Below are 15,608 nucleotides of genomic sequence, written 5' to 3'. Positions count from 1 at the left end.
TGATTTCATTTCGAATGGTACCATAAATGAATATGGAAAAATATAGGATAAAATTTAAATGAACTATATAAGTAGTAAAAATGAAAAGGAGAAGTATCTAGTGTTTAATATAAAAGAAAGATTGGGACAAATAAAGCTTAAAACGAAGTTGTCTATGGCATTTATAGCAATATTAATTATACCAAGCCTTATCGTAGGAGTATCATCTTATAATAAAGCAAAAACAGATCTTAATGAAACAATTCTACAATCAGCAAAAGATAATATAAGTATTTTAGACAAGATTGTTGATGATGAATTAGAAAATAAGCATACAGATGTCACTCATTTTGCAAAGGTACTCACACAAGGGGATTATAATCCTGAACAATCGCAAAATGTACAGAGTAAATTTGATCAATATATACAGTTACATCCAGAGATAGAAACGATTTATACGGCATCCAGTAACAATCAATTTATTCATGCACCTGTTGGCAAAATACCAGAAGGGTTTAATCCGTTAGAAAGTAGTTGGTATAAGGATGCAGTAAAAGCAAATGGAGAGATTATTGTTTCATCTCCCTATAAATCAAAGTCTACAGGAAATATGGTAATTGCAATTGCAAAGCAAAATGCAGATAAAAGTGGTGTCATTGGCGTAGATTTGAATATTACAGATATCGTAAAAACATCCAAAATGATAAAAATTGGAAAGCAAGGATTTGTATCTATAGTTAGTCAAGATAAAACTATAGTTGTTCATCCATCACTAAAGCCTGGAGAGAAATTAGAGAAAACTTTAGCGGATGAATTGTACAAGACAGAAGATGGAGTAATTACTTATAGCCTCAATGGCGAAGATCGAAACATAAGCTTTAAGACAAATAAAAAAACAGGTTGGAAAATAGCTGGCGTAATGCCTACGAAAGAAATTGAAGAAGCTACTAATCCTATTTTTTATAAAACGTTCACTATAATAGGGGCTTCATTATTGTTAGGTGGAATTGTAATTCTATTCATACTCAGATCTATAATTACTCCACTAAGACAATTAGTCATTTCAGCTCAAAGAATTAGTCAAGGAGATTTAACCGAGAAAATAGATATTCGTTCAAAGGATGAACTTGGTCAATTAGGTGGTAGTTTCAATACAATGGCAGAGTCGTTACGTAATATTATTTCTCAAATTAACACATCTGCAGGACATGTAGCTGCGTCTTCTGAGGAACTAACTGCTAGTGTAGAGCAAGCAAGTGTTGCGACAGAACAAATTACAAAAGAGATGGAAGAAATCTCGAACAGTGCAGAAGTTCAAAATAATGAAGTTGAGTCTGGAGCTGAATTAATTGGTGAGGTAACACGAAATATTCAATATGTAGCTGAGAATGCATCTGAAGTATCGGCTTCATCCATATACACAAAACAAAAAGCCAATGAAGGTGAACAATTAGTAGAACAAACTGTAGCACAAATGCAGTCTATCCATCACTCTGTTTCTCAATCCGATAATGTAATAAAATTATTAGATAAGAAATCGCAACAAATTGGAAGTATATTAGAAGCGATTCAAAATATTGCGGAACAAACAAATTTATTAGCATTGAATGCAGCAATTGAAGCAGCTAGAGCAGGAGAACAGGGTCGAGGGTTTGCAATTGTTGCGGATGAAGTTAGGAAGCTAGCAGAGCAATCATCCGAATCTTCGATGGAAATTGGAAGCTTAATTAAGGAAATACAAGCAGACGTACATGAGACTGTAAAAGCTATGAATGAAGTGGGAGTAGAGGTACAGTCGGGAATTAAAGTTGCGAACGATACAAAGCAAAGTTTTTATGAGATTTCAAAATCTGCAAATGATATTGTGTCAAAAGTGCATGGTATGGTGGAACTATCTAATACAATGACTACTGATGCAATGAAAGTCGATACATCGATTGATCAAATAGCTATGGCTGTAAAAGAGAATTCTTCAAGTATGCAAACGATTGCTGGTTCATCTGAGGAACAACATGCTTCTATGGAAGAGATAAATTCTTCAGCAATACAATTAGCACAGATGGCAGAAGAACTTCAAGAGTTAATTGGTGGATTTAAGATTTAAGTTGAGATTCTAGGAGAGAATGCTAGAATCTTGTTACAGAGTGGAAATGCAAAGTAAATAAGTATAATATATACTCTCTATGCGTATTGAACAGGCAGAAAAGCCATTTAAAAACCCTCCATTTGGAGGGTTTTTAAATACATTTACATTAAATTTGTGGTGGTGCACCACCATAATCGCCAACACTATATGAAGGAGCAGGATAATGCCCATGAGTAGCAAGCTGATCTGTTTTAGAAAACTGAAAATTTCCCACCGTTAATACCCCAATAAAAGCAATGCCTGATAATAATAAGCTAATTTTTTTCATTATTTTAACACTCCTTTTGCAATTGATTTTTGTCTTGCTTGATAACAAATATGGAAATAGTCACTTACCTTTTGGTGGTTCTCTAATTGTCTACATTTTGTGGCAAATAATTCAGCGTATTCGACAACATATTCCCATAATTCTTCTTCCTTAAAGTATAAGATTCCTTCTTGAATGATTTTTTCTAATTCTTCCAATGGAATATTTTCGTTTAATCTTTTTAAAATAGAGAAGTGGTGTGTGTATTCTTCGTTATGAATTTTTCTGCAAATCTGTAATCCCTTATCAATGAGTTGGCTGGCCGTTGATTGTTCTCCTAATTTATAATGTTCCTTAGCTTGTAGGAAGATGGCCTTGAAGTGTGTAGGGATTTTCTCTGTTACTTCTGAAAGGTGACGAATAGCTAAAGTAGACATACTTTGATCAGAATACAGCCACCCCATAGTATTTTTTACATATAACAAGGAATCTTCTTCCCTATTTTTTTGTAGTAAATCAATTGCACAATGTAGATATTCTTCTGCTTGTTCGTACTGTTTTAAATAGATGCAGCAACCACCTAGCAAACTATTACAAAAGGCTGTTTTTACTTCATAACCTTCATACTTTGAAAAGATTGCTCTCGATTTATTTGCGTATTCGATAGAAGCGAGATTGTTATAGGTATGGTGATAGAAAGTAGCAATTCTATAGTAAAATTCAGCATGTTCAATTTCATCTGGTATAGCTACCAATATTTTTTCTGCTAGTTTATAATGTTCCTCTGCCTCAGTATAATTTGATATAAAAGTGGAATGAATGGATTTGAAAAAGTGATAATAGAATCGTAGAAATTGATCTGTAGGCATATCATAATCGCTAATAGTATCAAAACTATTTTGTTGAATACCAAGGCTATCTGTTAAGACCTTGTAACGAAATTCAAGTAGTGAATAGTATAGTAACAAATTTTGATCCTGATGTTCTTGATCCGGTTCAATGCTTAACTTATTAATTTTTTCATCAATTTTCTTTTTTAGATTAGTAGCTTTTATAACTTGTTGAGATAGCATTGCTCGATACCAGTCGTTCAATAGAGAGGTTAATTGCTCATTTCCCTTTACTGAAACACTCATAATATACGCCCCCATTTTCTAAAAAAATCCTAATCCAATTTAATTATAAACATCATAACAAAATAGAAGAAAAAATGGAGTGATATTACAATATTTTTCAAGAAAATTCAGAAAAAATAATCAATTTATGTCGAATATACTCATAATAAAACATCCGAAAATTATCAAAAGATAATATGAGTCTTTATACGTTCTATCAGGTGAACTTAGAAACTGTGATTGAAGATTTATGAAATTTTCTTTTCTTAAAACGGATCAATTACGTATTAATTTTTAAATTATTTTATCGGATACATATAGTATGTATCACCACCAAATGTATAAATCTTGCGTATGTAAATAAGAAAAGAATAAAGAAAACAAAAGAAGAACTTGTAAGAATTTCTACAAGTTCTTTTTTGGATAATGTAAAAAGGTGAAACAGACTATCTCATTATTTGTAATAGTGAAATTATCTTACTTATGGTTTTGTTTTATAGAAGATGTACTATTATATTTGAAGATTTGTTCTAAATGTTGATTAAAGGAAAATTAAAGACTGGTAGGGGAGAAGTGCATAAAAGAGAAAGCCTTCTTTACTTATTCTGAAAAGATAATTCAAAAAGCAATTTGTGTATAGAATAAGCAATGCATGAATTCATCGACATTGGTGATAATAAATAAGAGAATCATAAGCATGAACTTTAGTGGAATAGCTACAAGAAGGGGATAATTATAAAATTGTTAAAGCTCAGTATAATTCTATAATAGTAGATATAATTATTGGAATTTTCAACTTAGTTACTTTTCGGGTAGGGTAAGTAGAAGAAAATAGGAAGTTTTTCTTTGAAGAAAGCTCTTTTGACAGGAATAGATTTTTTCATAACTAGAACAAATAAATTAATAATCGCATATACTGTATTGTCGTTAAAGCAAGACAGTATTTTCTCATAACAAGGGAATCACTAGAAAAATATGTGATTCCTTTATTCTTCAGTATAATGTCAATAGTTGATTTGAAATAATCGAAGAAATAAAATCTTTGTTAATGGACAATCACATCATTTTAGGTATAGTAGGTTTATAATTTAGACTATAAAATTAATGTGTCTTTTATTATTTTAACCAAGAAGACTCCCTCCATAAGGAACTCACAGCAAGTATGAGTAAGTGGGAGTAGTTCAAAGCATGCAATATTGTTTGATTTGGCTAATACATAGATTTATCATCTCAGAACTGGTGTAAGAATTATAATGTTTATACCATTCTATTGTATTTTCTAAAGTCTGTTGTAGGGACCATTTTGGTTGCCAATCAAGATTGAATTTTGCTTTGCTAATGTCAAGATTTAGTAAATTTGCTTCATGAAAATTTATTGCGCCTATATTTTCTGCAGTCCAATCCCCACAGCCCCAAATATCTAGTAAACTTGTCACTAATTTTTCTACTGGAACAATATTGCTTAAGGATGGCCCGAAGTTCCATGCTCCTGAATAAAGGATACCATTATTTATAATTTTTTCTGTAAGGAGTAAATACCCGCTTAAGGGTTCTAGTACATGTTGCCAGGGTCTAATAGCAGTAGGGTTTCTAATAATAATCTTTTTGTTTGATTCTAATGCTCGTATACAATCAGGAATAATTCTATCTATTGACCAATCACCACCACCAATTACATTACCAGCTCGAACGCTTGCAATTATTTTCTTGTGGTGAGAAAAGTTTTCTTCTGAAAAGTAAGAATTTCGATAGGAAGAAATTAAAAGTTCGCAGCATCCTTTGCTTGAGCTATATATGTCATGGCCACCCATAGGATCAATTTCACGATAACCCCAAGGCCATTCTTTATTTTCATAGCACTTGTCACTTGTCACCATAATTCCTATTTTAGCTGATTCATGTAATCGAATTGCCTCTAGTACATTCATAGTTCCTACAACGTTTACCTCGTATGTTTCTCTAGGATATTCATATGAATACTTAACTAGAGGTTGGGCAGCTAAATGGAATACAATTTCAGGTTTATAATCTGTAAAAACCTTATTTAATTTATTAAAATCCCTAATGTCTCCACGAATATCAATTATATTGTTTTGAAGGTTAGTAATGTTAAAGTTATCATTTTTATTTTTAGGATCCAATGAATATCCGATTACAGTAGCACCTAATTCATTCAACCATAGGGATAACCAAGAACCTTTAAAACCAGTATGTCCAGTAATTAAAATTGTCTTTCCGTAAAAAGCATTATTAAAGTTTTGATTTAACAATTAGTCCACCTCCTTTAGTACCCTATTTTTAGGGGATTAGGTATAAATGTTTATTATTTTTATACCAATTAACAGTTTTTATAATTCCTTCTTCAATATTAATTCTAGGTTCCCAGGAAAGAGAGTTTTTTATTTTTTGCACATCTGCTTCAGGAACCCATCTTTCATTCGTTCTAGATGGAATTGCACCGTAATTTGGTCTGGAATTGGTTTTCAAATGTTTGAATAATAATTCTACATAATGTTTCAAGGGGTAAATAGTGCCACTCCCAATATTAAAGATTTCATTTTGTACAGTAGTATTCTCTACTGCTAGGATACAGGCATCTATTATATTTTCTATATAACAATAATCTCTTAATTGATTACAGAAAGTTAAATTTACATCTTTGTTTTGTAATACTTGCAAGATTATATAGCTAAAAATTTTATGTGGCTCCTCGCTTTCTCCGAATATGCCAAAAGGTCTTAATGTTATAAGATTAATGCTGTTTTCGCTAGCAATTTGATGGGCGAGTATAGTAGCAGCAGCTTTGGTACTTCCGTAGATATCCACAGGAGTTAGTAACATATTTTCATGAATAGGTTCCATCTTGTTACCGTATTCAGAACTACTCCCAAAATTGATAATTTTTTTACAATTCACCAATTTTGCTGCTTGAATAATGTTACATGTCCCTATAATATTTGTTTCTATAGCATGCATGTAATCTGTATGGGCAGAATTTACACCATAGGCTGCCAGGTGAAAGATATAATCCGGATTAACTTTCTTTATTGCATCCTGTACTTGTTTTCTATCTCGTATATCTATTTCATAGGTTTCAATATTTTTTATAATATCCTTTAGTCTCCAAAAATTTGATGGTGTTCTTATGAAAAGAACAATTCGTGCTTGTAAATTTAAAAGTCTTCGTGCCAAGTGAGAACCAATAAAACCGTATCCACCAGTAATAAGGAAAGTTTTATTTTTAAATGAAGTAATCATAGTGAAAATCTATCCTTTATTAAGATTTATTTTTAAATAAGGAGAGTATCAGTCTTAATTGTAATGAGGGGAGGAGTATTTAAAATAATTTTTTATTGTCGTTGTATCAATTTGGTCAGCAAATAAAGAGGAGGGGGATTTTTGAAAAGTATTATGAAGGGTATGACATGTCTTGTTCAATTGTTCAATATAAGGAATGTATATATAATCTAAAACTTCTGGAGGTAATTCTAAAGTTTCTTGTTTCCATAAATCGAACTCATTTGGATTAATAATTTGCATACTTCCAAAATGAAAAGCTATTAATTCATCTTGATCAATAAAAACTTTTTTATCTGTTTTTGATATAGAACTGCTATTTAAAATGACATTCCAAGGTGCTGCATCAATACCTTTATGAGTCATGATTTTTATATTAGAAAAGATGTTAGGAATGTGATTTAAATATTTTTGGTCACCCCATCTATTCATTTCAACATCATAATGATTATTGCAATATTCTAGGCATTTATCTTTCCACCATGTTAAAATTTCTTTGCTATTTTGATCGTTTTTGAAGCCTACTAAACCAGCTTGATATATACCGTGTATGTTTTCAATTTCAGTAGAGCTTCTTTGAGGGCAAAGGAATACAGAGTATTTCCACCATTCATCAAGAATGATATTAGGTGCTGTAAAGAAATACATATCAGCATCACAATATATAATGTGATCAACTTCCGGATAAAGACTAAGGACATGTAGACATAGGGGCGCTTTTAATGTCCAACAATATTCTTGTAAACTTCTATCATTTTTTATACTGAGGAGTTCATGATTTTCAATATCTTTTACTGGAATTAGTATGGCGTGCTTTAATTTTAATGTCTCTAATATTTGATAAGTTAAATCATCCATACAACAAATCCATACAGTAAATTTAGCGTTGAAATTTTCTAAGGAATAATAAGAGGTCAATCCTTGAATTAATCGTTCTTTACTTATAATCATGGAAAAGTTCATAAAATGATTGGATTGATTCATTTTTCTTCTTAATTGTGAATCTTTATATAAGGTTTGAGCTTTATTTATATCTTTTTTACTTAAAAATTGTTTAGTATCTTTATTGAATTTATTTTTTAATTGATTTAAAACAAATTGAATTCTCTCTAAATACGGAGTGTAAATATGGTTTAATATATTATTGGGTATTGAAATTGCTCCTAAAGACCAAAGATCAAAATCATTTTCATTAAAGATAGTAATACATGCAAAATGGTAAACAACTAGTTTGTCGTTTTCAATAAATACATCGTTTTTAGTCTTGTCAATTTTATAATCGTTATTATATATACAGTTCCAAGGCGCAGCATTTATACCTAAGTTATTTGAAATTTTTACTTTTGGAAAATATATAGGGATATAATCTAAATACTTTTGGTCTCCAAATTTCCCCTCCTCAGCCTCGGCACTGCACCAATCTAGACATTTATTTTTCCACCATCTTACACTTTTTAGTCCATAGAGATCATTCTTAAATCCAATTAGCCCAGCCTGATATTTTCCATACATTTTTTCTACCCAATCACGATCTCTTTGGGGGGTAAGGAAAATAGAGTATTCACCCCATTCCTCAAAAATAATATTAGGATCAGAGAAAAAGCATAAATCACCATCACAATATAGAATAGATGGTAAATCATAATTGACCAATAAATATTCTATCAAGACAGATTTTAAAGTCCAACAATATTCATTTACTTTTCTTTTTCTTTTAATTGCTTTTAGTTCACTATCTTCTAATTCTTCAACTTGTAAAAGGTTTACATTAATTAAATTCATTTCTTTTAATAGTGAATATGCAAAAGGGTCTATACAACAAATCCACAATGTGAATTTTTCTGAGTACTGCATTAATGATTGCTGTAAAGCAATGATTTTCAAGACATATTCATTACCTACAATGACACAGAAATGATTATTTAGATCATGTTGTTGATTATAGAATTGGGGATTCATTCTTTTTTGAGTATTTTTTTTGGAGAGATTTGAAGCTTTAATTCCTGTTGAAAGCGGGTTAACTATTTTCTCATTAGAGGGGATATACAATCGAGGTAAACTTATTTTTTTATCATTAGAGTTCAATGTTTATTCAGTCCTCTCCACTAAAATTTATTAGGATTCCAACTTTCATCTACAGTTTTTAAATCTTTAGGTGTATCGACACTAGCCCAAAAGTCATTGTGTTCATAGACTGCGAGCTCATTGTCTTTTATTAAATTGCGAAGAGGATCTTCTTCTAGAACACAATCATCACTATCACCTAAATAATCGAATATTTCTTTGTTAAATACAAAAAAACCGCCATTAATTACTTCATCAAGTAATGGTTTTTCTTTAAAATCAATAGCAATTCCATTTTCGACCGTCAATAGGCCATATTGACTATTTTTTTTAATTCCAGTTAATGTAGCAATTTTTCCTTTTTCTTTATGGAATGCTATTAGTTGATCAATATCTATATTTGCTAATCCATCGCCATAAGTTAATAAAAAGGTTTCATCCTGTACAAAGGGTTCAAGTTTTTTTAGCCTTGCCCCGGTCATTGTATCAATTCCTGTATTTATAAAGTGTATATTCCAATTTTCTAATTCCTGAAGTAGCGTATATTGATTGGTTTTAAAATTCAAACTAAAGTCATTCTCTTTCCAGCTAAAGTCCATAAAATATTCTTTAATTTTCTCACCTTTATATCCTAGGGGCAAAATGAAATCAGAATGTCCATATTTTCTATACCAATTCATTATATGCAAGAGGAGAGGCTTTCCTTGAACTCGAACTAATGGTTTGGGAATGTCCTCTAAAATTCCTTGCATCCGAAGCCCTTTTCCGCCACACAAAATTATGACTTTCATAAATTTCTTTCCTTCCTCTCTATATATTTTACTAATTTAAACTATGTAGTTTGTTTGATAAATGTATACACGGTTGTACCATAATGACAATCAACTAAAAAATATATGTTAGATTTATAATTCAAATGCTGATTAAACGTGAAGAATACGCACTGTAGTTTATTCTCAATCTTATGTAAATTAGGTTATTCTAAAATCAATGCTTTATTTTATTTAATACTAATGAAAGAAATTACTTGTTTGTAAGATAAAAGAAGGGGAGGGGAATCAAGGGAATTAAAGAAGCTTATAATGAAAAATCTAAGAAGGAAATTAACTATTTAAAGGAAGAGTGAACAAATATTACATTGTAGATTTTACAAATTTAAAAAAGAGCACCGTATAAAGGTGCTCTAGTGATGGAATCAATTTTGTAAAGAACCATTTATTCAATAAAGAAGGACTTATGAGTTATTATATGAACGGTTTATTAATTAAGTGTGTATCAATTAGATGGGAATTTTATTTCTCTACACCTATTTTAATGTACTGGAAAAATCATGTTAAAAGTAAGAAGAAAAGTATTAAGTTAATGTTATTTTATTTAAAATATAATTCCAATCGGAATCATCACCTTCCCATCTATCCTGATAACGTGGGAGTTCAATTGAACAAACCCTCGATATTCCCCAATTTTGTTCAACGATATTAGATATATCCTCCTTAAAATTGACAATAAGAATATTAAAATCTTTATTTGTAATTTCGGATAATACGTTTTTTAATTCAACCGCTTCATCTCGATTTCCCCAAATCCTAATGAATAAAATTGATTCACTACTATTTATTTTTTCAAGGAATCGATTAATTCTAGTGTCTAATTTAGCTTTAAAAGAAGGATAGGTTGATTTCCAATCCTTTTCTGAGTCAATAGGAAAGTCATGCATTGAAAAACAATTATAATAAGTGTCCTTTATACAATAGGTAATTCGTTCTGCCCATTTAGTTTGATTATCAAATTCTGATTCAATAAGACCGTAACTTTCTGAACCTTCTATGACCATATTTTCCAACTTCATAAATTTTTCAAATCGATTTTGAAGTAATCTGTTTACATCTGAAAGTGATGGATAATAAAACCAATCTAAAGGTCCAGAAAATGTTCTTAAATGGTGCCTTTTGATTTGGTTAGTGACTTGACACAAGCCTCCTAAACTTACAATTACGCCATAGGATTTTTGTATATCATCTAGGTTCATCCTCATCATCCTTTTTAAAAGTAATTTAAATTATCTATTCAGTATATGATGCAATAACATATTGATGTGGACATATATATCAAAGTACATAGAGCTAAGACATTGGTATAAATTTGAAAAGTCAAAATCCCTAAGTTAAGGGATTATATCTTTAATGTTATATCATTGAGTTGCTATTGGGATGAAAGCTGGTAGGGATTATACTCTCCAGTAACTTAAATTAGAAACCAGTTCTTGATTACTACAGTAAAATTGTTGTGCCTTTAAAAGAATCCTTAGATAAAAAAGAAAAATCTATTGGTTAGCATTTAACCAGTAGATTTTTCTTTGAGTTATTATCTTTTACATAATAATTATAGAAGATGGAAAATTCCACTTAGAAATAATTTTAAGCAGAAGAATAGACTAGTCTAATTTCTAATGGTTCCAGTATCTTTTATTTTGACGTGTGTCTTTACATTTATTTTAGCCTCTGCTAACGCTTGCAACCAATTTCCTTTTACTTTTTTCCACTCTTTATATTGAAATGCTCTAGCATATTGGGATAATCCGATTGGATCAATTTTATTCTGTTGTATTTCATATAACATATTTTGTAAATTATTATTAATTTCTTTTTGAATAGCATTTTTTAAATTATTTATATTTTTTTTATTATCATAGTGCCCTTTAATTGAATTCGGATTGGTTTTTTCTATTAAAGCTACATTAGCGTAAATATCGAGATTAAATACAAACTTTCCGTTTTGAAAATTAACAACTACCTTCCTTGTCGCGTTCTGTACGAATATGGAAGTGTTTGTTTTTTTGTTGGACTTTTTAGGAGGAAGCGCAAGGTGTAGTATCATTCGCCCGCTACTTTTTTGCTTATTTATAAGATTGAAAAATTTAACATCTTTTTTAGGGATATGAGTTAAATATTTCCCTTTTCGATTTAAAAATGCAATTCCTACTGTATCGATTTCATTCTTTGTTTTTTTGATAATTGGAACAGTTTGCGTCATTCCTTCTTCATTTTGTTCTCTCATTAATTGTTGAATTGTAGAAGAGACGGATTGGTTATTTTGAATTGACGATTCGATTACACCATTTATATAAGATGAAAGTGATGGTTTACTAGGCTTATGAATTGTAAAAATTTGTTCTGCAGGTCCATCTACAAGTACTACTTTAGCATTAATGGTAGCGTAAGGGTCACGGTAAGAAGAATCAAGCTCCTGCAACCAATTTGCTTCTTGCGCTAATTTTTTTCCAATTAAAATGATTTCAGCTTTGGAAGCTGTCATAAAGCCCGTTAACTTCGTATCTATCTTACTGAATCCAGTATATACAGTTGATGCTTGTGTCCAATGTTCTATAGTACTTTTTTGCTGTTTATGATGAAAGAGTGGTATGCTTGTTCCAACTTTTATGTCTCCATTAGGGGTTCTATCCAAGCCAATTAACAGGATTAATGAAACCTTCTCAAGAGGAATTCTCTGACTACAACCAATTATATATACACAACAAATTACAATCCATATCCATTTTCGAATCAAAGTTGTTTCCTCCTAGTAATCCAAGTAAAAAGAATACTGTAAGCGAAAAATAAGATTGGTAATAGAATAAAGAAAACGACATTTAAGATATCCATAAGAGAATATATAAACAAATATTGATCCACATCGGGATTTAGGAAAATAAATAGGCCAACTATAAATAACATAAAAGCAAGCAGCGCCCAATTGCGGGCGTTTTTTTGAAGTGAAATGGCCACAGATTCAAAACTGAAAAATAAATACGGATATATCGTAGTGGAAAATACAATTAAATAGTAAGCGATATATATAATTTCTAATCGTTCCATGAAAGAAAAACGAACCCCTTTTAACAGATGAAATACTGGCCAGATTACGTCTTTTATCCCCTCTGGACTAAAGTATATATAAGAAAGAATAGTAACATATAGATAGAAAAACATGGTTCCAGTATTCGCTATTAGTAGTCCTTTTATGGCTTTTTGCTTTTTTTGTAAGAATGGATATATATAATATGCAATTTCTAGGCCAGCATAAGGAGTAATGGTTTCTTTTGTTGCCTTTACAATAGGGTATAATCCTTCTTTAAATATAGGTAGTAGGTGTAAAGGATTGTAGTTAGTCTTTAGTGAAAAAAGAAGAAATAGTGGCATCCAAGTAGTGAAGAAGAAAACAAGCATAGAATAACTAGTAAGAGCCCTTAACCCACTCAGGGTTAAAATAATAAAAGGTAATAGTAATAATATGGTGATTTGATAAGCAGGAGTGGAAGGGAATATCCACACTTTTACAATATCGGTTGCCTTTAATAAAGTATTAAATCCAGCAAAAAATAGATAAAAGGCATATGCAAGAAAAAGAATTGTCCCTATCCATTTACCAAAGTATGTTTTTAAGATTTGTGAGAAATTTTTGTTAGGATTTTTTTGTAACATTAATATAATAAATACCCCGATTATAGAAGTAACTATCCATCCGAGAATGATCGAAATCCAGCCATCTGTGCCAGCATTAGTAGCAAGGGGGCTTGGCATAATTAACATACCAGATGCAAGTTGAAGCGAATGAATGAAAATAATAAATTCGAATAAAGTTACTTTTTGGAACTTAAGATTTCCCATGTTAACCACCTTCTTTTTTCTTTCTTTGTTTCGGCTGTCCTGTACTCGAGCGGGTGGTAATCATCGAAATAGGAAATCTTACAAAAGAATCTTTTAACTCTTGGAGACGAAATGGTGCGATTGGCATTCCATATGGTGAACCATAGGAAGTTAGTGAAACAAAATGAGCAAATAAAAGCATTAATCCACTAACAATACCTACAATCCCATAAAAGTAAGCCAATAACATCATTGGAAAACGGATAAGGCGTATAGAACTTGATAAATCATAATTAGAAACAATAAATGAAGCAATGGCTGTAATAGATACGATAATAACCATAACGTTACTAACAAGACCAGCTTGAACAGCCGCCTGTCCAATTACAATCCCTCCAACGATTCCAATAGTTTGTCCAATTGGTTGTGGTAAGCGAATGCCAGCTTCACGTAGCATTTCTAGTGTAATTTCCATTATAAAAGCTTCCAATAAGGGGGAGAAAGGGACTTTGACTCTTGATGTTGCAATAGAAGTGTATAAGTCTATAGGAATAATTTCAAAGTGAAAAGAGACTATAGCAATATAAAATGCGGGTAAAAAAATAGCTATAATAAATCCTGCAAATCGTAATAAGCGAAAAAATGATGCGATGAGCCAATGAATATTATAGTCATCTGGGGTTTGAAAAAATCCAATCAAATTCATAGGAACAACCATTGCACCAGGTGATCTATCCATTAACACTGCTACTTTCCCATCAAGTATATGATTTGAAATGGCGTCTGGGCGTTCGCTTAAATAAGCCTGTGGAAAAGGAGTCCAATTTTGATCTTTTGTATAATTAGATAGCTCTCCAATACTTAATACCGCATCTGTTTTGATTTTACAGATTCTAGTTTCTATTTCTTGGACTACATCTGCGTTTGCTACATCACCTAAGTAAATTAAATAGACTATAGAAGTGGCTCGTTCTCCAATCGTCAGCTTTTTGATTTTTAACTCTGTAGAAGGAATATATCGACGAATAAGACCTATATTTTTTGTGGCATTTTCAATAAATCCATCATGGGATCCTTTAATAGTAACTTCTGAAATTGGCTCTTGAATCGCCCTTTCTGCCCAGCCTTTTGTGTTTATTAGAAGTGACCGCTTTTCTCCCTCCATAAACAGTACACATTGCCCCTCAAGTAACCCTTCTTTAATTTCATTCCATGTATATACTATTTTGGTATGAGTAGCAATAATATTAGAATTAAATATTTGACTGTCTTCATTTACTTCTTGTAATAATGGTGTAACAACATTGGTTTTTAATGCAACACCATCTGTAAGGCCTTCAAAATAATATAGTAAAATATTCGTGTTTGTTTTTAATTGCAAAGGATGTTCAATTAAATCTGCACTAATATCAAAGATATTATCTAGTGTATTTTTAAGTTGTTTTAAGTTACTTGTTTGAATCTTTTCAATGGTTTTATCTGTCTTAGTTTCTAAGGTCTCTTCATTTAAGGACAAAATTGACACCTCTTTAATATATAACGATTAGTTGTATTTATTATTTTTATATGATTGAATTTTATTCACTAATTTAAACTAATTGGAGATAAGAATTAATAAATTTGATGTGCTATATTATTAATTCAATAATTGAGAGCAAAAAGCAGATGTAATTTGTGTGGAAATTTAAGTATTAAGATAGAATTGAAATTTGAATGATTATAATAAAAAGAACCCTTGATAGGTTCTTTTTTAGTTGGTAAATATGTTGTCAACAATAGATGGCGATAAAGGTAGTAATTTAGATGTCTTTATGTTAATCAGCTAAATTTTGTAGGAAGAATTCATTTTTCATTTATTTGGGTGTTCTAGTGTATTTGAATTTTGCGCACTAACAAATTTTGTTTAGGGACAAAATGCATTTTCTTAATTATCAGAAAAAATAGCGCAACAAAATTCCTATTAATTATTTTGGTAGGTATCAAATATTTCTTTGGCCTTATTTTCTTGATATTACCGTACGTTTATATGTTTCTAAGGGAAAGAAATACTTTCATGTTACCATCTATTGTTTGATTAAGATGGTAACATGAAAGTGAAACGTTTACAACCAGAA

The 15,608-nt window shown here is 30.8% G+C and carries 11 protein-coding genes; 1 reads left to right on the top strand and 10 read right to left on the bottom strand.

Annotated features, from left to right (window positions below):
• Positions 1 to 100: 100 nt before the first annotated feature.
• Positions 101 to 2,083 carry a methyl-accepting chemotaxis protein gene (locus BCG9842_RS17200; RefSeq protein ID WP_000481863.1) on the top strand — a complete coding sequence of 661 codons (1,983 nt, stop codon included), beginning with the start codon at positions 101 to 103 and terminating at the stop codon, positions 2,081 to 2,083.
• Positions 2,084 to 2,231: 148 nt separating this feature from the next.
• Here BCG9842_RS17200 and BCG9842_RS31370 read toward each other — a convergent pair whose 3' ends face one another.
• The 10 genes from BCG9842_RS31370 to BCG9842_RS17150 all read right to left on the bottom strand — a co-directional run bounded on the left by BCG9842_RS31370 (position 2,232) and on the right by BCG9842_RS17150 (position 15,010).
• Positions 2,232 to 2,393 carry a hypothetical protein gene (locus BCG9842_RS31370; protein ID WP_000724114.1) on the bottom strand — a complete coding sequence of 54 codons (162 nt, stop codon included), beginning with the start codon at positions 2,391 to 2,393 and terminating at the stop codon, positions 2,232 to 2,234.
• Positions 2,393 to 3,508 carry a Rap family tetratricopeptide repeat protein gene (locus BCG9842_RS17190; RefSeq protein ID WP_000116956.1) on the bottom strand — a complete coding sequence of 372 codons (1,116 nt, stop codon included), beginning with the start codon at positions 3,506 to 3,508 and terminating at the stop codon, positions 2,393 to 2,395. The genes BCG9842_RS31370 and BCG9842_RS17190 overlap by 1 nt, the downstream gene beginning before the upstream one ends.
• A 1,160-nt stretch (positions 3,509 to 4,668) precedes the next feature.
• Entirely contained in the window at positions 4,669 to 5,757 is a 1,089-nt protein-coding gene (rfbG, locus tag BCG9842_RS17185) for a CDP-glucose 4,6-dehydratase (RefSeq protein WP_000934343.1), read from the bottom strand.
• 28 nt (positions 5,758 to 5,785) lie between these two features.
• Positions 5,786 to 6,745, bottom strand: a complete 960-nt coding sequence (locus tag BCG9842_RS17180; protein WP_000633065.1) for an NAD-dependent epimerase/dehydratase family protein — start codon at positions 6,743 to 6,745, stop codon at positions 5,786 to 5,788.
• Positions 6,746 to 6,799: 54 nt separating this feature from the next.
• A complete protein-coding gene (locus tag BCG9842_RS17175; RefSeq protein WP_001087536.1) occupies positions 6,800 to 8,869 on the bottom strand; it encodes a hypothetical protein in 2,070 nt (689 codons plus the stop codon).
• 20 nt (positions 8,870 to 8,889) lie between these two features.
• Positions 8,890 to 9,639 carry a sugar phosphate nucleotidyltransferase gene (locus BCG9842_RS17170; protein WP_000864426.1) on the bottom strand — a complete coding sequence of 250 codons (750 nt, stop codon included), beginning with the start codon at positions 9,637 to 9,639 and terminating at the stop codon, positions 8,890 to 8,892.
• Between the two features lie 563 nt (positions 9,640 to 10,202).
• Positions 10,203 to 10,877, bottom strand: a complete 675-nt coding sequence (locus BCG9842_RS17165) for a papain-like cysteine peptidase (protein ID WP_001046794.1) — start codon at positions 10,875 to 10,877, stop codon at positions 10,203 to 10,205.
• A 410-nt stretch (positions 10,878 to 11,287) separates the two neighbouring features.
• Positions 11,288 to 12,415, bottom strand: a complete 1,128-nt coding sequence (locus tag BCG9842_RS17160) for a Ger(x)C family spore germination protein (protein WP_000619983.1) — start codon at positions 12,413 to 12,415, stop codon at positions 11,288 to 11,290.
• Positions 12,412 to 13,515 carry a GerAB/ArcD/ProY family transporter gene (locus BCG9842_RS17155; protein WP_000527367.1) on the bottom strand — a complete coding sequence of 368 codons (1,104 nt, stop codon included), beginning with the start codon at positions 13,513 to 13,515 and terminating at the stop codon, positions 12,412 to 12,414. The genes BCG9842_RS17160 and BCG9842_RS17155 overlap by 4 nt, the downstream gene beginning before the upstream one ends.
• A gap of 1 nt (position 13,516) precedes the next feature.
• A complete protein-coding gene (locus BCG9842_RS17150) occupies positions 13,517 to 15,010 on the bottom strand; it encodes a spore germination protein (RefSeq protein ID WP_000055704.1) in 1,494 nt (497 codons plus the stop codon).
• Positions 15,011 to 15,608 lie beyond the last annotated feature (598 nt).

The organism is Bacillus cereus G9842 (assembly GCF_000021305.1).
GTDB classification, from domain to species: domain Bacteria; phylum Bacillota; class Bacilli; order Bacillales; family Bacillaceae_G; genus Bacillus_A; species Bacillus_A thuringiensis_S.
This window is presented reverse-complemented; position numbering and strand designations above follow the sequence as displayed.

Excerpts from the sequence above, each read along its gene's own strand:
- BCG9842_RS17180 (WP_000633065.1), bottom strand. The coding sequence starts at position 6,745 with ATGATTACTTCATTTAAAAATAAAACTTTCCTTATTACTGGTGGATAC.
- BCG9842_RS17190 (WP_000116956.1), bottom strand. The coding sequence starts at position 3,508 with ATGAGTGTTTCAGTAAAGGGAAATGAGCAATTAACCTCTCTATTGAAC.
- BCG9842_RS31370 (WP_000724114.1), bottom strand. The coding sequence starts at position 2,393 with ATGAAAAAAATTAGCTTATTATTATCAGGCATTGCTTTTATTGGGGTA.
- BCG9842_RS17170 (WP_000864426.1), bottom strand. The coding sequence starts at position 9,639 with ATGAAAGTCATAATTTTGTGTGGCGGAAAAGGGCTTCGGATGCAAGGA.
- BCG9842_RS17155 (WP_000527367.1), bottom strand. The coding sequence starts at position 13,515 with ATGGGAAATCTTAAGTTCCAAAAAGTAACTTTATTCGAATTTATTATT.
- BCG9842_RS17165 (WP_001046794.1), bottom strand. The coding sequence starts at position 10,877 with ATGAACCTAGATGATATACAAAAATCCTATGGCGTAATTGTAAGTTTA.